This is a genomic window from Arthrobacter sp. Ha26 (assembly GCF_059091705.1).
On record NZ_JBNHGX010000001.1, the window covers coordinates 1 to 16,820 of the forward strand.

At 56.9% G+C, this 16,820-nt stretch carries 16 protein-coding genes; 8 read left to right on the forward strand and 8 right to left on the reverse strand.

Annotated elements, in window-relative coordinates; translation table 11 throughout:
* From AC5RVY_RS00005 to AC5RVY_RS00020, 4 genes are all read left to right on the forward strand, one after another.
* A partial coding sequence (locus tag AC5RVY_RS00005) for an LGFP repeat-containing protein (RefSeq protein ID WP_493952682.1) occupies nt 1–421 on the forward strand: 421 nt, incomplete at its 5' end.
* Between the two features lie 448 nt (nt 422–869).
* Nucleotides 870–1,685 (forward strand): glycosyltransferase, encoded by an 816-nt coding sequence (locus AC5RVY_RS00010; RefSeq protein ID WP_493952683.1) that lies wholly within the window; start codon nt 870–872, stop codon nt 1,683–1,685.
* Nucleotides 1,686–1,747: 62 nt separating this feature from the next.
* Nucleotides 1,748–2,899, forward strand: coding sequence for a lipopolysaccharide biosynthesis protein (locus AC5RVY_RS00015; RefSeq protein WP_493952684.1), 1,152 nt, complete (start codon nt 1,748–1,750; stop codon nt 2,897–2,899).
* Nucleotides 2,900–3,308: 409 nt separating this feature from the next.
* Nucleotides 3,309–4,388, forward strand: a complete 1,080-nt coding sequence (locus tag AC5RVY_RS00020) for an IS110 family RNA-guided transposase (protein WP_493952685.1) — start codon at nt 3,309–3,311, stop codon at nt 4,386–4,388.
* A gap of 12 nt (nt 4,389–4,400) precedes the next feature.
* Here the strand turns inward: AC5RVY_RS00020 and AC5RVY_RS00025 are convergent, their stop codons facing one another.
* The 3 genes from AC5RVY_RS00025 to AC5RVY_RS00035 form a co-directional block, all read right to left on the reverse strand.
* A complete protein-coding gene (locus AC5RVY_RS00025) occupies nt 4,401–4,595 on the reverse strand; it encodes a transposase (protein WP_493952686.1) in 195 nt (64 codons plus the stop codon).
* A gap of 249 nt (nt 4,596–4,844) precedes the next feature.
* Nucleotides 4,845–5,219, reverse strand: coding sequence for a transposase (locus AC5RVY_RS00030; protein WP_493952687.1), 375 nt, complete (start codon nt 5,217–5,219; stop codon nt 4,845–4,847).
* Between the two features lie 89 nt (nt 5,220–5,308).
* Nucleotides 5,309–5,629 (reverse strand): hypothetical protein, encoded by a 321-nt coding sequence (locus tag AC5RVY_RS00035; protein ID WP_493952688.1) that lies wholly within the window; start codon nt 5,627–5,629, stop codon nt 5,309–5,311.
* A gap of 171 nt (nt 5,630–5,800) precedes the next feature.
* Between AC5RVY_RS00035 and AC5RVY_RS00040 the strand changes: the two genes are divergently transcribed.
* Entirely contained in the window at nt 5,801–6,007 is a 207-nt protein-coding gene (locus AC5RVY_RS00040) for a hypothetical protein (RefSeq protein ID WP_493952689.1), read from the forward strand.
* A gap of 118 nt (nt 6,008–6,125) precedes the next feature.
* Here AC5RVY_RS00040 and AC5RVY_RS00045 read toward each other — a convergent pair whose 3' ends face one another.
* From AC5RVY_RS00045 to AC5RVY_RS00055, 3 genes are read right to left on the reverse strand one after another with little or no spacing between them, the layout of a single operon-like run.
* Nucleotides 6,126–7,322, reverse strand: a complete 1,197-nt coding sequence (locus tag AC5RVY_RS00045) for a glycosyltransferase family 4 protein (RefSeq protein ID WP_493952690.1) — start codon at nt 7,320–7,322, stop codon at nt 6,126–6,128.
* Nucleotides 7,323–7,721, reverse strand: a complete 399-nt coding sequence (locus AC5RVY_RS00050) for a DUF2304 domain-containing protein (RefSeq protein WP_493952691.1) — start codon at nt 7,719–7,721, stop codon at nt 7,323–7,325.
* Nucleotides 7,718–8,461, reverse strand: a complete 744-nt coding sequence (locus AC5RVY_RS00055) for a glycosyltransferase family 2 protein (RefSeq protein WP_493952692.1) — start codon at nt 8,459–8,461, stop codon at nt 7,718–7,720. Before AC5RVY_RS00055 ends, AC5RVY_RS00050 begins: the two co-directional genes overlap by 4 nt.
* Before the next feature lie 939 nt (nt 8,462–9,400).
* Here AC5RVY_RS00055 and AC5RVY_RS00060 point away from each other — a divergent pair.
* The 3 genes from AC5RVY_RS00060 to AC5RVY_RS00070 all read left to right on the forward strand — a co-directional run bounded on the left by AC5RVY_RS00060 (nt 9,401) and on the right by AC5RVY_RS00070 (nt 14,191).
* Nucleotides 9,401–10,621, forward strand: coding sequence for an acyltransferase family protein (locus AC5RVY_RS00060; protein WP_493952693.1), 1,221 nt, complete (start codon nt 9,401–9,403; stop codon nt 10,619–10,621).
* A gap of 341 nt (nt 10,622–10,962) precedes the next feature.
* A complete protein-coding gene (locus AC5RVY_RS00065) occupies nt 10,963–12,933 on the forward strand; it encodes a DUF6541 family protein (protein WP_493953664.1) in 1,971 nt (656 codons plus the stop codon).
* A gap of 127 nt (nt 12,934–13,060) precedes the next feature.
* On the forward strand, nt 13,061–14,191 hold the full coding sequence (locus tag AC5RVY_RS00070) for a polysaccharide pyruvyl transferase family protein (RefSeq protein WP_493952694.1): 1,131 nt from the start codon (nt 13,061–13,063) through the stop codon (nt 14,189–14,191).
* 69 nt (nt 14,192–14,260) lie between these two features.
* On the opposite strand, the gene AC5RVY_RS00075 is transcribed toward AC5RVY_RS00070, so the two are convergent.
* Together AC5RVY_RS00075 and AC5RVY_RS00080 are read right to left on the reverse strand one after the other, a co-directional pair.
* Entirely contained in the window at nt 14,261–15,163 is a 903-nt protein-coding gene (locus AC5RVY_RS00075) for a glycosyltransferase (protein WP_493952695.1), read from the reverse strand.
* Nucleotides 15,160–16,779 (reverse strand): glycosyltransferase, encoded by a 1,620-nt coding sequence (locus tag AC5RVY_RS00080; RefSeq protein WP_493952696.1) that lies wholly within the window; start codon nt 16,777–16,779, stop codon nt 15,160–15,162. Before AC5RVY_RS00080 ends, AC5RVY_RS00075 begins: the two co-directional genes overlap by 4 nt.
* Between the last annotated feature and the right edge of the window lie 41 nt (nt 16,780–16,820).

Below are 16,820 nucleotides of genomic sequence, written 5' to 3' on the forward strand. Positions count from 1 at the left end.
CGAGATCTGCGGTCTGACCGGCGGCGGCTGCTATCAGGGATTCCAGGGCGGGACCATCCACTACGCCCCCGGCGTCGGCGCCTACGCCACCTGGGGCGGCATCCGAACAGCCTGGGGCACCCTCGGGTACGAAAACGGCAAACTCGGTTACCCCGTCACCAACGAGATCTGCGGTCTGACCGGCGGCGGCTGCTATCAGGGATTCCAGGGCGGGACCATCCACTACGCCCCCGGCGTCGGCGCCTACGCCACCTGGGGCCCCATCCGAACAGCCTGGGGCACCCTCGGGTACGAAAACGGCAAACTCGGTTACCCCGTCACCAACGAAACCAGTCCTCTGCCGGACGGAAGCGTCAGCCAAAGGTTCCAAAATGGCACCATTACCTGGTCGCCAGTAAATGGTGCTGCAATCACGCCATAACAGGTCACGGCATTCCCCAGGCGTCTGGCCTGCCCCGCACCCCAAAATATAGCCAGTTCGACCCCGGAGGCGGCTTTCTGGCTACAGCAATGTCAAGTCCTGGTCGTTGACACCTTTCCTCCGCCGGGCAGTTGGACGAGCAGGTGCTCACGGCCCACGAGACGGAGCTGCCTCGAGATGATCGCGCTCATACGCATTGCGCCCCAGCGCAAGCAGCATCGGGGGGAGCTCATGGCCCTCAGGGTCGACTGCATGGGATCAAACAGTGAACTTGGGACTACTAGCCAGCAAGCGGCGAGGAGTACTAAGAATGAGGGAGGTTTCGTGCGAACGATCGAATTCCAGTACCGTTATAGCGGATGCCGCCAAGCAACTACCGCGGCCGCTGCCCCGAGAAACCCGTTAGGGGCATGGACGCCTCTCGTCGCCCAGTACAAGGAACGTCGCTATGACAACAGATCAAAAGCCATGCGTCTCGGTCGTGGTACCCACGATCAGCCTCGATCATTGGCTTGATCTGGCGTTGGACTCCCTACTCAGCCAGACCGAAGTGAAACTCCAACTCATTGTAATCTTTGACGGGATTAGGGAGCACGGAGACCGCCCGTGGATGGATGATCCACGAGTAACCATCCTGAAAAATCCGACTCGTCTAGGCGTTGGAGCTACACTTCGTAAGGCGATGGCCGAAGCGAATAGTGAGTTTGTTGCTCGCTTAGATTCAGATGATATTGCGAAGCCGGGCAGGCTCCTCCGGCAGGCAAATTTCTTGAAAGAGCATCCCGATACCGTGGCCGTAACCGCGGGGACTGAGTTGATCGATGGTGCAGGAGTGGCAATCGGCAAAATGCATTTTCGCCCTGACGCCGACGTCCGGTCCCAACTCCTCCTGCAAAACGTAGTTGTCCAGTCTGCTGTGATGTTCCGGCTCGACGACTATCATCTCGTCGGAGGCTACGAGCCATTGCCACAAATGGAGGACTATCTACTATGGCTTCGGCTAGCGCAGCGCGGAAAGATCACGCTTTTGCCAGATCTTCTCACGCAATATCGCGTTCACCAGGGGCAGCTTAGCCGAGGCGCCAAACCATACGGTACTCATATTTCCAAGGTTCTCGCCGAGCGGCGAAATCTGCGAAAGGCGCTCGGAGTGCCTATGCCGGTCGCTATTGCTAAAGATGTCATTTGGATTGGTGCCCAGTACCTCCGCTACTACGTCACTAATCCCGTTCGAAGAGTTTCGGCACGGGTCCTCGTTAAATGATCAGGGGCACCATATGGCTCACCCTTGCACTGGCGTCTAGAAGTCTTGGCCAAGCTGGGCTTTTGATTGTCTTTGCCAGGCTCGGATCACCGGAAACGCTGGGCAGCTACTCGCTGGCGCTGGCCGTTACCGCCCCGATCTTTGTTCTTTGTGAGTTCGGTTTACGCACTGTTTACCTGACACATCACGGGAGCCAGCCCTTCAGAGCCTACCTTCAAGTGCGCCTGATCACCTTGGCTCTAGCGATATTTTTGACGGCAATGATCGGGGTCCTTTTCGTTCCGGAGTCGACCGCGGTCCTCGTGTTGGTGAGCCTGCTGCGCGCGGCAGACTCCGTAGCCGAACTTTACTCTGCGCCACTTCAGCGTTACGGCGAGTTACCCACGATACTCAAGGCATTCAGCGCGAACGCCCTTCTGACCATCGGTGTTGGAATCGCAGTACTCGTGACCTTCCACGACTTGTATGTGGTCATAGGAGCGCTGATAGTGGTGTCAACAGCGACGACCCTGTTTCTCATGAAGCGACCAGCCCATGCGCTGCTGTTAAGACGAGAACAAACGTCAGCCAGCGCCCAGGGGCGGTGGGATCATCACAGCGTAGTGATCAGAGCTGGCCTTCCCACTGGTATTTCCTGGGGCCTATTGTCCCTGTTGTCATCAATTCCCCAATATTTTCTTGCCGCGTATTTCTCGGAAGTAGAAGTTGGGCAATTCGCGGTAATACTTTATGTCGTCGTCGTTGTTGAGATCTTTTTGAATGCGGTCAGCCAGTCCTGGATTCCGAAGGCAAAACAGTTGCTTTCCGACTCGCCGTCTTTTCCTATGGCAGTGCTAACGACAGCACTACTTTGGACTGCCGCATTTATTCCGCTGTCGGCCGTGATTTGCGCTATCGCCTATGTTATTCTGCCGATCATCTTGGGCCCAACCTATCAACTTACGTGGCCAGAAATTATTCCCCTGTTCGGATCCTTGGCAGTTCTTCCACTCGTGTTTTTCTCCGCCATGGCGCTAAACGTGGCCAACAGTTATGTCAAAGCGCTCTGCACGAGCGTCGTTTCGGTAATCGTAGCTACGGTAATAGCGTACGTATCAATACCAAGCAGTGAAGTCGCCGGTGCTCTTTGGGTCAGTTTTGCTGCACTAGTCAGCAGAGGTCTCCTCTCTATGGCTGCTCTCTATCTGGCACCTCCCAGCGACTACCAACTTTGACGATTGCTAAGTTCCAGAGTCAACATCTGCTCCATGCCTTCGTAGGGCTTTCCGCGGATGAGGCTCGGGACTACTCATTAGAGGACTCAAGCGACGGCCAACAGATCAACCCACTAAAGGGCTATTCACTATGGAGTTGTGGACCCGGTTGGTCTGGCTCCTTGATGGACGTGGCGGCCTCGGCTTGCTGGATGCAGGATGGTCTGGTGAGGCGGGTCTGACTCTCGGCTCTTCTGACGTCACCCCCTGGTGATTGTCCTTCCCGTGACCTGTCGGCCGACCTGGCTCATTTTCGAAGTGCAGCCCGGCAGGCCGTCATGTCCTGATAGGAGTCTGGCGAGTCCCCGATAGTGAACTAACTGACGCCCACCGAGCTGCGCACCCAACAACGAGGAAGGGCGCAGTTTCCATGGTGAACGAGAAGCAAATCAGGGTCTACGGCGGAATCGACACGCATGCCGACACGCATCACATCGCCGTTATCGACGCTGCAGGACAACGGCTGGCAGATGTGGAGGTGCCCACCACCGCTGCTGGTTACCACGCGGCATTACGGTTCCTGAGAACGTGGCCGGCCTTGGTGAGCGTCGGTATCGAGTGCACCGGCTCCTACGGGGCCTCGGTCACCCGTGTCGTCCGCGAGGCCGGTATTGAGGTGTTCGAAGTCAACCGGCCCAACCGATTCGATCGTAGGCTCCGGGGCAAGACTGACGTCTTCGATGCTTACTCGGCCGCCGAAGCAGTGCTGTCGGGGCGCGCAACGGCTGCACCAAAAGGTGGTGACGGCCTCGTGGAGTCTCTGCGGGTATTACGCACGTCAAGGTCCTCAGCATTGACGGCCAGGACCGCCACGATCAACCAGATCAAGGGCATGTTGATCGCAGCACCCGAACATCTTCGGGCCCGATACCGCGGCCTGCCAAACACCAAACTGATCGCCGCATTGGCGACAACGAGACCAACGAAAACGCCCGTCACCGCGGCCGAGGCCACGGCCTACAGCCTGCGCCTTCTCGCGCGGCGCTGGCTGGATCTGACCGAGCAAATCCAGGACCTGACCAGGCACCTGAAACGGCTGCTCGAGGACCACGCACCAGCCCTGATGGGCGTGTTCGGCTGCGGACCAGACACCACCGCCCAACTGCTGATCACCGCCGGAGACAACCCCGAAAGGCTCCGTTGCGAAGCTGCATTCGCTGCACTGACCGGCGTGAGCCCGATTCCGGCGTCATCGGGAAAAACGAACCGTCACCGACTAAACCGAGCCGGTGACCGCCAAGCGAATTCGGCGCTCTATCACATCGTCATTGTGCGGCTGCGCTACGACCAAACAACCCGAGACTATGCTGCTCGAAGGACCGCCGAGGGCAAAACGAAAATGGAAATCGTTCGCTGCCTCAAACGCTACCTCGTCCGCCAGCTCTACCCCCTCATCGTCCAAACACTGCAGGAGCCAACCGAGACATCAACTCTTGAAATCAGTCAATAGGAGTGTCACGGTTCATGGGGAAATGGTTCCCGGGTTTGAGTGGCGTGCCGCCGTCCGGACGGCACTTCTCAAGAGAATAACCGATTTGTAGTTGGCCGCGTTGCGGTACCCAGGAGCCGTGCGTTTGATGTTCGTGATGGCGGTGTTGTTGGCTTCGACCTTGCCGGTCGTGGCGCCGGTGACGATGAGCACCTCTCTTTCCACCATGTGCAAACGGTGCGGTAGAGCCTGTTGGTCTCCGGCCGGGCTGCTTTCTTCACGAGTTCCTCGAGTTCGTTTTTCGCCGCGGCGGCGTCGTCCAGGGAGCCGATGCGCGCAGCAGGCGCCCGGAGCTGTTCCTTGATGTTCCACGCGGCTTGGAGGGTGCCGGTCGGATCATCGACGGCGAAGACTTCCTCGAGCCGTCGTCACGGCCTGGGCCCACCGCATGCTCCTGTTTGCGCGGCGGCGGCATACTCAGCTGCCGGGCAGCCACCCGGCTCGATCGACCGCGGTGCGGGGCAGCCACATCCGCAACGCTTTTCGGAATGTCGCCGAGGGATCGATCGCCACGACCTGCACGGCCAGCCGCCATTCCAGCGGCCGGGCGAACAGCCAGTCCCCAACACTTTTGTGGTCCCGGCCGTCCACCACGCCCAGCACCTGTCCGGTGTCCAAATCCACGATGGTTGTCATCCACGGCTCGAACCTGGTCCATGCCTTCGTTCCCGGGGCCTGGAAGTAGCCCACCGACCGGAACCGGTGTTCGTCGATGCCTAGCATCCGCGGGCTGAGCTTGTCCATGTCCGGCAGCCGCAGCAGGCAGGCCTCGGTCACTGCGGCCCGGACCATCTACCAGGACACCGCAAAGCCGGCAGCTGTCTCCGACACCGCCCTGCCGGAACGGACGACCGCATCCACGAGCTGGTCCCGAAGTCTGCTCATGGACCGCGCACGGCGCGGCACCTGCGGCGTGGATTCAAAGAACGAGAGCCCGTCGCAGGCCCGTTCCTCGCAATACAGCGGTACTTGGACCAGAGCACCTCCAGCGACCCGGCCACGGGAATGTCGCGGAGCCGCTGAAGCCGCCGCTCCTTCCGCCGCCTGGCGATGACCCCACAGCTCGGGCAGCCTGGTGGCTGCTCCGTTTCAACGATGACCTGCCGCCGGCCGGCATTGATGGTGGTGGAAATGACGCGGTAGTCGGGCCGGTTGAAAAGGATGGTGGCAGCGTCGGCTGCGACCCCGGTAGGCTCGATCACGGCTCGTGGTCCTGTTCCAGGTTGAATGCTTAGACACACTCATCCCAGCAGGGCCACGGGTCCCCTTGTCTTCAACGACACGAACTCAATTCCCCACCAACCGCGAAGAGCCCTGTTGACGGCCGGCATCTCAGCAGACGATTCCCCGGGAACCATGAACGGCCGCTAAGGATGCCGCTGGTCACCGGGTCCCTCGCCGACGCCGCGGCCGCGAAAGACCAGCTGCAGGCATTCGTGAGGCGAGCCGCGCAGCCCGAAACGAACCGGCTTTGGCGCCATATCTGCCGCTGGTGGAAAGAGATCGAAGTGCGCGTTATCACCGGCGCCACAATAGCGAAAGTCGAAGCCAACACCGCGATGAAACGCCTAAAAGAATAGGCCGGGGATTCACCAACGCACGGAACTACAAAACGCGCATCCTCTGGGAAAGTGCTGCCAGAACAGCGGCATGAACGCCCGTCACGGCAAAATATTCATCACGATCCGCGAAGAGCCACTAAAGGCGATCAGCAGTCGTGTCAGTGAACTTCGCTGTTTCATCGAGGATTTGTACATACTGACGCGAGCGAGTCGACCAATCGAAGGACATCGTAAGTTTATTATCGACTATTTGACGGGCTGATGCTAGCACGCGCCGGCTCGTGTCGATCCACGCCGCAGGGGAAGAGTCCATCACGATAGTAACTGGAGCCCCCTCTTCAGCCAGATAAAGTGCAGCGGCAACAGGCGTGCTTATGACCGCGGCGCCTGAAGTAACGGCCTCCAAAAGCGTGGTCTGAAAGCCTTCGGCCAGAACGGTGGGATTCAACAAGACCGCATTAGCCAATATCGGCTGAATCTCATGTTTCTGCAAGTATCCATGGATCTTTACTCGATCTTTGATTGACGAAGATTTAGCAGCAATCTCAAGCAACGGACGTTGTGCACCGTCCCCAATGAAGTGAACCTCAAGGTCCGGAAACTCTTCCGTAAGAGCTTCCGCCACGGACAGACATATCTGCCACCCTTTGCCATCGACGAGACGCCCGAGAAAGACTATTTTCTCAGATTGGGGTGCTGTAGCATAGCCCTGGACTTTGAATACAGCGGTATCAATGGCATTGAAGAACACGGTGCTTTTGACCTGAGCAAGAGAGTCCACGAATTGCTGAGCTGCAGATGAAATCGCCAGGACTTTTGATGCGTGACGAAGAATGTATCTTCCCAATGTCCGATCAACCACACGACTGGCATATGCGATCGCTTTTGGGACACCCCGAACATGATCTGACCCGTGTTCAGTATGGATGACGGGAAGGCCGAGCTTTCGGCCCACCCGGACTCCAAGAAACGACATGGGGAAAAACCTTGTATGGGTCGATACGCTGGTTACCCCACGTTGCTGTAATTCCCGTCGCAGTTTCCTCGAAGTGCCAGGCAGAGGAATCGACAAGACGCCGCCGATCATCGCGCTGCCTGAGTATCTCACCACATCAACGCCGTGATAAAGACCCGAAGGAATATCATTATCCAACGTCAGAACAGTGACACCCAGCCCCAATTCTTTCAGGCTCACCGCTAGGTGCGAGACATGTGATTCTAGACCGCCAACCTTAGGCGGGAAATTATTCACAACAAACGCAACGTGATGCCGACCGCCTGGTACCGCGAGTGCGGACATTTTTTTACCTTTATTATATGCTTTGGTCTTCAATCAAGCCTCTTCCTGGTTTTCACGGAACACTGGCGATACATGACCAGGGATCTCGCCGCTCTCCCGAGACAAAGACTCAACTCGGAAGCGAAGTAACGCTACTTCTTCCGCGAGCACGCGCGTTTGATCTTCAGCTTTCGTAACCGCCAGGGACAAGTGGAGGCAGACGCCCATTAGTAAGAGAATCGATAGCGTGAATAATAGATTCGCAGGAACTTGGACACCAAGGAGACGGCTTGCTAGTTCCAGCAGTTGAGGGAAGCCGGCCAAAAGGAGAATGGCAGCTCCGATTATGAGCCAAAGTACGGCGAACTTTTCTCTTAGGTGCTTCCGTCTCGATAGTTCAACCACTGCGGTGACAAAAATGAGTGCCACAATGAACGCTGATACGGTGTTCACTTGTACGACTCCTGGTTCTTAGCTGACGCGGACTTCCGCCGCATAAGTGCAAAGAGCAATGCTAGAAAGGATCTGGCGAGGTAAACTGCGGCTTTGAAAGGATCGTGACTGGGTACCCCTCCCTGGCGCTTGCGCATTTCCACCGGCACCTGCGTTACGGTGCAACCCGACCTCAGCGCCACCACAAGTGAATCTATGGTGTCTCCAAGATATTCGGCTGGATAATGGTCAAGGTATTGCGCCATAGCTCTTGCGTTAGCCGCTCTGAACCCCGAAGTCACGTCAGTCAGCCGAACGCGAGCCAGCCTAGATATCGTGGCTGCTAGAAACCTCATCGCCCACTTTCGTGGGCCGCGTACCTCATAATCGCCCTTATCTGCGAAGCGAGCCCCGATGGATATATCAGCCTGCCGTAGCCCCGCCAAAACTCGACCGATATCTCGCGGATCATGTTGACCGTCAGCATCGACTTGGATCACGGAGCTATATCTATGCGCGACCGCAAATTTGAAGCCAGCCCGCATCGCACCACCCACCCCGAGGTTAAACGGAAGAATGAGTACCTGCGCCCCTGCCAATCTTGCTTCCAGAGCAGTTTGATCCTGAGATCCATCATCGATCACAAGAATATCCAACCCGGGATTCCATTTTACGATTTCGCGAACGGTGTCACCTACCGACGCAGATTCATTCCAAGCGGGAGTTATTACCAACGCATCGCTTCTGTTAGAGGTATTCATACGTATTCACTTCTGTCATCGGTAAACCTTGCTCCAAGTATTTCATGTCTGTGGCGCCTAAGTCCGCCCGAGTCGTGCTATCCCGAATACTTTGATTCAAATGGCGTTGCAGGGAGCCTTCGGGCCCATCGCCCCTCCGGCTTTCCCCTGTCGCAGCGAGTAACTCCACCAGCGTCCTCTCTGACACGGCTCGACAGCGGTCCATCCTTAGACTGGCCTGCCACGGGAGAACCACCGGTCCGATCCCGACTCCCCCGGATCCTGGATCAATTCTTCCGCTCGTGGACCACTTAAGTTGTGCGCAACCCTTGTACAGGGGATACATCTGGCGATGATGTTGCCCGAGGGGGTGCTGTGTTCAGGCCGCCCGTCGACCCCAGATTCTGCGAAGAGGTAACAGCGTCTGAGGCTGAACATGCCGGGAACAACCCCTTGATAGCGATAAATCTACCGACAACTTGGGCCTACTTAGTTTACACGAATGTGCTTCAACGGAAGAAGGCACTCACTGCGCATGGCATCTGGCGCTCTCTTTGGAGGTTGTTTCGAACCGTTATTCCAACGCGTCAACCAAGTTCGCTCCCAATGTTCCGAGACGGGGCTCATTCGTGCGGCTGCTCCGTAGCAGTCATAAACCACTTCGAGTCGCAGCCGACCGAGATCGAGACCTATTCAACAAGACTCTCATGGTCCATCGTGATGCTGCGACTGTACGGTCTTAAAAACCGTCCTCGGTCAGTATCGGGTGTGCAGCAAGCAATCCATCCATGGGCGAGCATCAGGACCGCCGGAAGCGGCACTGTTTTCCTACATAGAAAGTGGCACCAACGGAGCACGCCTAGAGTGGTCGAGGCCGTTGCAAATCGCATAGTCCGGTATCCTCGAAGAAGTGCCCGGTGGTTCCGCAGCGGGTTGTCAGGTTGTACCCGGAGGAAACCAATGACCGCACCAGCGGTGCCAGTCGCCGACCTACATTCAGCCCCTACGGGCGCTAACACCGAACGCAAGGTTAGCCAGGTCCATGCCCTAACCGGCGTGCGTGCTTTGGCCGCTCTTTGGGTCGTCCTCTTCCATATCCGTGGGAACATAGCAAGTGAATTCCCTTGGCTGGACAAGCTAGTAGGGCCAGTCTTAGCCCACGGCGAACTCGGAGTGGATCTCTTTTTCGCGTTGAGCGGCTATGTCTTGGCGTTGAACTACGGCGAGCGGATGGGCTTGCAATTCGACAGATCGTCAGCGCTCAGGTTCTGGTGGGCACGGTTGGCGCGAGTCTGGCCCGCCTACGCATTTATGCTGGCTTTTGCCGCAATATGGCATGGCTTGCTGATTGTGCGCCACGCTGCGGACCCTGTAGCCGTGCGGGACTACAGCATCGGTAGCTTTTTGCGTCAGCTGACTTTGGTGGTTCAGTGGACGGAGCCAGACTTCGAGCGATTGACTTGGAACGGCGCCGCGTGGTCGGTTTCTGCCGAAGCTTTCGTATATATGCTGTTCCCGGTCATCGCGCTTCTGTTGTTTCGGCTGAATCTAGCCCTCAGCACCAGAGCGTTGATTGCCTCGGCTGCTGTCGCACTCTTGCCCGTTGTTTTCTTTTCGTTTGCGCTGGGTCTTTACGCTCCATGGATGTGGGTACTGCGACTTTTATGTGCCTTCGTCGCCGGTGCAGTAACCTTCTACGTCCTTGAGCGCATTCCACGAACCATACGAAATCGCAGGCTTGCCAGCTACGCAGTTCCTTTTATTCTGGTACTGGTCATCCTGGGCTGCTACCTTTTTACCCTTCCCGCGTTCTCGCGATTTAGCGGCCTAATAATTCCCCTGCTAGTGGTATTCGTAGGGGTGCTAGGCATGGCGGATAGGCATGTTGCTAAGGCGTTGGGAAGTCGCTTCTTTGTCATAGGCGGAATGGCCTCATACAGCGTCTACCTGGTCCATATGCCCATTATCGAAGTTGTCTGGTTTATGCAGGGCCGGTTTCCTGGAATCCTGGGGACTGGATCTATGGGCGCTCGGGTTGTCTTCACACTTATTCCATTCGTTGTCGCAGCACTTGGGTATATGCTCTGGCGATATATCGAAGAGCCGGCACGGCGAAAAATGCGTGTGATGTCCACAAAGGGCTTACCCGAACGTGCTGTAGATGACCCATCGCTCAAATAGCGACCTCGCCGCTCGCACGAAATATACGCGTTTACTGGAACATGAGTCAGGGTGGAAGCAGCTTGTACCAAGAGCTTGCAGCCATAGGTCCGATTGATCCAGGCGTGACCGGTAAAAGCTTTGGAAAAAGAATCTTGTGTCCTTTGTTTCGACGTCCGCGGCGAGCCTAATGGTTTGTATTTGCTGTTAGCTTCTCGACAGAAGGTTCTCTCGCCTCTGTGTGTTGATACTAATTTGACACGAGGTTGCGCTTCTTGTTTGCTCTCCGTGCGTGCGTCACAGAACACACGGAGAGCAAATGGGACCAAACCCACAGCCCGAACAAGAAAGAATTGAAACTGATGACTTGGTTTTCGGTCCTGCCAGCCATCTCTGTCTGCATTCTAGTGATGTTCCTGCCGGGGGCTCTAATGCTTTCCGCCCTCGGACAAACTGGTAGCGTACGCTGGGCAGCCGCCCCTCTTATGACGGCCGCTTTAGTGGGAGTTTCGGGCATGGCTGCGGGGGCGCTGAGCCTCCCTTGGAACATCGGCACGCTTGCCGTATTTTCCCTTTTTTTGGCTGCCTGTTTTTGGTTTCTCGCCCGAAAGTTCAATCCGGGCGTCTCTCTTTTTGCAAAACCCGATTCCTGGCGTCCCAATATCGGAACGGTATTAGGAATTATCCTCGGGGTTTCAGTACAAAGCGCCATTCTCATCCGCGCGTTTGTTTTTCCCGAGAGCATCGCACAGCGCTTTGATAATGTCTTTCACCTAAATGGGATACGGTGGATACTTGATACTCAAAACGCTTCTTCATTAACGCTGAACCGTATGAGTGGTGTGGATGGACCTGTTGCGCTGTACCCCGCAGTATGGCACAGCATCGGCGCCCTAGTAGTTCAGCTTTCATCTATCTCTGTTCCAGCGGCAGCGAACGTGCTGAACCTAGTCATCGGAGGACTCATTTGGCCAGTTGGTTGCGTCTTTTTGGCGCGAACAATTCTCGGTCCTGGCTTAGCTCACCAGTTAGTGGCAGGAGCGGGTGCAGCTAGTTTCGCGGCATTCCCGTTAGCCCTACTTGATTTTGGCCCTCTATATCCAAATATCTTATCCTACAGCTTGGTACCGGTGGCGTTGGGAGTATTATTCCCTTTAGCTGTTAGGCGCGCCTTAAAACCCATGGAATGGTTCCATGCAGCGTTCCGCGTTGGCGCGATCCCGATTGCTCTTATGTTTTCCCAGCCCAACGGACTCGTTTCCCTGCTCGTCATTGTCCTACCACTCCTGATTTCGCAATGGGCGGCAGGGCTGCAGCGTCTGATGTCTCATCCTACGAAGGCGGCATCGGTCCTCAAGCATTGGGGGTTATTGGCAGCTGCAGGAGTTGTTTTCCTGACGCTGTGGAACTTCCTCAGACCAAACGACACTACGGGCGGCTGGCCACCGATTCAACCCACGGGAGCTGCCTTGGGAGAGTCGCTCATCAATGGCCCAATGGGCAGATTGCCAGCGTGGATAATGACTCTGCTGATCCTGGTTGGACTGGCAGTAGCGCTGCAGACCCCAAAGGTGCGATGGGTTGCTGGTTCATACGTTGTGGGGACAGCGCTTTTCGTGGTAGCCGCCTCGGCCCCCACCGGTGCAATTCGTTCTTGGTTCACAGGTGGCTGGTATAACGACAGCTATAGGCTCGCAGCGCTGTTGCCTTTGATCGGGGTGCTCATAGCGGCCATAGGTGCCGATGGTCTAGCACGCACGGCCAGAACCCTCGCACAGCACGTATCCATCAACCCAATTCGGAGACGTGAGCGTTTAGCGACTGGTGTTTACCTACTTTCTTCGGTTTTTCTCGTGAGTGCGGTCTTACTGGGAATCAAATATGGAGGCGTCCCGCCGGCACTGCGCAGCGCCTCCGAAGCCTACACCGAGGGACCGGACAGTCAGCTATTGTCTTCGGACGAGTACGATCTGCTGCGTCGGCTTCCTCAGGAGGTACCGAAGGATTCCGTAGTAGCAGTTAATCCGTGGAACGGCGGTGCGCTGGCGTACGCCGTATCCGGTACTCATGTTACCCTTCACCACCTAATCACCGAACTTAGCGCGGACGTACACGCGATCAACCAAGGTATCAATGTCGGCTTCCCGGGATCGGCTTCTTGTGCTGCCGCAAAAAATCTGAACGTTCAATATGTATTGGACTTTGGAGACAAAGTGTTTTTGGACTCTACCGAAAGCCAAGAATTTGAGGGGTTGCGAGCTGACCGCGGTTCTACTTTGAGCCTAGTGGACGCTCAAGGTTCGGCAAAGCTACTTAAAATTACCGGTTGCTGACTAGTTCAACCTGCAAACAGGGCAAGCTCCACGGCAATTCGGCAAGCGAGGTTGAGAATGTGAAGAGGCAGCGATCAATTCATCAGGCACCAGTACGTGACAAAACTTGCGATGCTAACCTGAACCGATGAGTGAAAACCTCTACCTTGTGGCATCCGGTGGAAACCCCAACTATGGTGATGAACTAATCGTCGCTTCATGGCTAACGTTTCTGGCTTCAGTTCGGCCGGAGGCAACTGTTTGGCTGGATACCCCTGAACCCGGTACGGCCACCTCCCTATTTTGTGGCATCCACCCCAAGCTTAGATCCACTGACACGCTCTGGCGCTCCTGCATGGAGGCCCCAGACCAGTCGGCTGCAGGTGTGTGGAAATATGTTAAGAATCTGGTCGACCACGGTGGACGTCCGGTGTCCGAAGTCGGGCTGGCAGCTCTCGGAGCCGCAACGTCCTTGCACCTCCTTGGTGGAGGCTACGTCAACGGAGTCTGGCCGGATCACGTTGGATTGGTCTCGGGTCTACTTGCAGCACGTAACTTGAACGGCGCGCGGCTGTTCGGCACCGGGCTTGGGCTCCTCCCTATGCCGGACAACCGCATTCAGCTAAAGGAGGCGTTCAACAGCTTCGCCAGTGTCAGCGTTCGCGATGGGGGCAGCGCGGAGGAAATCGGTCTCGATCTTGGGTTGGATGACGTTTTCCTGGGCTTGCCCACTGAACTGAAGCGCAGCCGCACCCGTAAGGCATCCCACTCAGCCAAAGACGTAATGCTGTGCATCCAGAGCGACATGACGGACGAGGCCGATTTTCATCTGCTGGGGAGCCGGCTGCGGGGAGTTATCCACCAAGCTTTAGCGAGTGGGCTAACGGTGGGCTACGTTGAGGCCATCCCGGGGTCTGACCGTCGCATGTTTGAGGAGTTGAAAGACCTGATTCCTGAACAGAACTTCGTCCCGTTTCTTGAGGTCTGGAAGCACGGTTTGCCGGTTCGAACGGGCCAACGGTGGTACACAACGCGCTTTCATCCGCACTTGGTGGCAGCCGCTGCCGGAGCGTCTGGTGTCGCCATCGGAATTCGAAATGGCTACTACGACGTTAAGCATCAATCGCTTCTCGATCTAGGCACTGGATGGACTTACTCGTATGCCGGATCAAACAGTAAGCTGCCGGAGCCAACGGGCAGCCTTCACTTCCGGACTACGGCCCTGGACCTCACAGCACGAAAACGAGCCGAGGCACTGCTGCTCTACCCGGTGTCGTGAAATCTGTTGGCATACAGAACAGCCGCACTTTCCGCGAGGGAAAGCGCGGCTGCCGCGCAGGACCCTAACTTAGGCGACGCTTCTCACTTGTTTTGGTGATGGGTTGAACTTCACGCCTTCGAGGATTTTTCCGGCCACAGCCAGCTGGAGGCGTCGGCCCACCCGTCCCCGCCGCATCCAGACGTAGGTGCTCACGACGAAGCGAAGCCAGTCCAGCTTGTTGTCGTGGTGCCAGCGGTAGGAAGACTCGTTACGGGCGCCGTAGAAGAATTTCCAGGCATTGCTGGCGTTGAGGTCCCCGAAATTCACTCCCCGGTTGTCGGGCATGTCGTGAGTAACCACGCTGTCCAGAACCTGGACCCCGGGACCTTCAGCACTGATGCGCAGCGTGTACTCCATGTCATCGAACCAAATGAAATACTCCACCAAAGGCAGGCCAAATCTGGCAATCGATCGCCGGGGAATTAAGACGGATACGAAGGAACAGTTGGTGATGACAACCGTATTTTGGCCCTTGGCAATCAAGCGGCCCCAATCCCAAGCAGTTCCCGGATTGTTCATCTCACAGATGGTCCCATCGGTAAAGCGAACCAGCGAGCAACTATAGGGGACGGGGCGTCCCAGCTCCGTTTCGGCAGCCGCGTGACCAGTTAACAACGTCCCAAGAGCGTCCGGCTCCGTATAACAGTCGTCATCCATGATCCAGACCCAGTCGGCTCCGCGCTCGTAGGCCCTCTCCATGCCAGCCGCGAACCCACCGGCACCCCCCGTGTTCCTTTCCAGGCGGACAATCTCAACGCGGGGATCATCCTCATAAGCCGCTAAGAGATTCGGGGTTGTATCCGTGCTGGCGTTATCGATGACAACCAGCATGTCCACACGTCGCGACTGCGCCAGTATCGAGTCCAGGACCCGGCCGAGCTTGTCGACCCTGTTGTAAGTAACAACCACGGCGGCAACTTTGTCGGTCATGCTTTCCATCCTTCATAAAGTGCCTTTGTCCACCCACGTGCGTCAGGAAGCTCTTTTAAGGCTTTGATCTTTCCCTGCTGCTCGGCGATGATGTCCATCCGGAGGGATTCTGAGGACATCACCTCCTGTGTCAGCTTCACGGCTTCGCTGACGAAGGCGAATGGCTGACGGGGAAGTAGGGCGCGGCCCGCGACGAGAGAGGCCTGCGACCCGACATCCGTGGACACTACGGCAACATTCATCGCCGTAGCCTCAAATGTAGTCAGGGTGAGTCCCTCGTTATCGGAGGAAACAACCAAGAGGTCAGCCTGGGAAAGCGTGTCACTGACCGGCTGCGGTGGACGGCGGAGTTCCACGCTTCCGGACAGGCCGTAGTGGGCAACCAGCTTCTCTGTCTCCTCCAAGAGGGCGCCGTCACCGTGAACAATGAACTTGACCTCGCGCGTGGCCTTCTTCTTAAGTGCTTTAGCGTAACGCAGGAACAAATATGGCCGCTTCTGCTGGCTCAGCCGACCGACGAAGGCGATTGTGAAAGGTCGGCCGGAGTCAATGGACGGGGAGGCTGCAGCTGGCGCGAAGTCATCGGACAGGCCGTACAGTGGTGCCAAGGCCACGCGGGTTTTTGGCACGTCCCGCAGTAGAGCGAGGTAGTCCCGCAACTGCGGCGAAATTACGTGGTGGATGTCGATCACGTTCGAAAGCTTCACGGAAACTTCCACAAAGCCGCCAGTGCGCCACTCGAGAATGTGGAGGGTGTCGACAATGGGAATCGAAGAATCGAAGGCCTTCAACCACGGCAAGCGATGGTACAACCAGTTGTTGTGGTGAACATGGATGCCTCGAACTGAAAACTCTGAAAGAAGGGCGAGGAGCAAATCCGCTTCTTCACCCTGGGGCAACGGAAAACTCATAGGTAGTACTAGTGCACCGTCCAGCTCAGGCCGGTCTATCCATGGGTGAGCTGAGTCTTTGTCGGTCAGCACGATGGGCAGAAATCCAGCCTCTTTGGCGACTGCAATGGACTCAAGCGCCCATCGCTCGGCGCCACCCATTTCCAGCCAGTGCAGGCCGAAAAGTATCGCCGGCGTCCCTTTGGTGTGCCGTACTTCCGCTACCGAGGACGAGAATTGGGGGGCCGCCATTCGCTGGAAAGGACGCCTCGGTACAACGCGTTTTTCGTAGACATCGGTGAGGCCCTGCCGCAAAGCGTCAAAAACTATGGGGGCCCCGAACCGGACACGCTTGAAAATTTTGCCCTTGAGGCCCGCCCGGTCATAGTAGCTCGTCCCACCTTCCGCACCTTCACCTCCCACATCAATGACGAGCGGCATAAAGACAGGCTCCTGGGAGGCGTCACCTGTGCGATGGCTCCGTACTGTCAGGGAGCAGACCGCAACACGGTCGGCTTTCCATTCCAAGCGGTGGCAGGACTGGTCGGTCAGCCTTGGATACTCCCCCTGAGGGGAGCGAAGCACCACAACTTTGAATTCCCTGCCGGGATGGACCAGGGAGTGGTAGTTTAGAGCGCCTGTAAGCAATCCAATCTCACGTTGGCTGAGGCGCCCCTCGCCCCCGGCCAGGCCGCTTTCACCGCCGTCGATAATGTCGAAAAGCATTCGTGCTCGTGTCATGGGTCCTTCCGGTATCACCAAATCGA

Bases quoted from the DNA above. Each gene is read 5' to 3' on its own strand.
- AC5RVY_RS00065 (WP_493953664.1), top strand. From the start codon at position 10,963: ATGACTTGGTTTTCGGTCCTGCCAGCCATCTCTGTCTGCATTCTAGTG.
- AC5RVY_RS00075 (WP_493952695.1), bottom strand. From the start codon at position 15,163: ATGACCGACAAAGTTGCCGCCGTGGTTGTTACTTACAACAGGGTCGAC.
- AC5RVY_RS00020 (WP_493952685.1), top strand. From the start codon at position 3,309: ATGGTGAACGAGAAGCAAATCAGGGTCTACGGCGGAATCGACACGCAT.
- AC5RVY_RS00010 (WP_493952683.1), top strand. From the start codon at position 870: ATGACAACAGATCAAAAGCCATGCGTCTCGGTCGTGGTACCCACGATC.
- AC5RVY_RS00040 (WP_493952689.1), top strand. From the start codon at position 5,801: ATGCCGCTGGTCACCGGGTCCCTCGCCGACGCCGCGGCCGCGAAAGAC.
- AC5RVY_RS00080 (WP_493952696.1), bottom strand. From the start codon at position 16,779: ATGCTTTTCGACATTATCGACGGCGGTGAAAGCGGCCTGGCCGGGGGC.
- AC5RVY_RS00070 (WP_493952694.1), top strand. From the start codon at position 13,061: ATGAGTGAAAACCTCTACCTTGTGGCATCCGGTGGAAACCCCAACTAT.
- AC5RVY_RS00055 (WP_493952692.1), bottom strand. From the start codon at position 8,461: ATGAATACCTCTAACAGAAGCGATGCGTTGGTAATAACTCCCGCTTGG.
- AC5RVY_RS00025 (WP_493952686.1), bottom strand. From the start codon at position 4,595: ATGGTGGAAAGAGAGGTGCTCATCGTCACCGGCGCCACGACCGGCAAG.
- AC5RVY_RS00030 (WP_493952687.1), bottom strand. From the start codon at position 5,219: ATGGTCCGGGCCGCAGTGACCGAGGCCTGCCTGCTGCGGCTGCCGGAC.
- AC5RVY_RS00060 (WP_493952693.1), top strand. From the start codon at position 9,401: ATGACCGCACCAGCGGTGCCAGTCGCCGACCTACATTCAGCCCCTACG.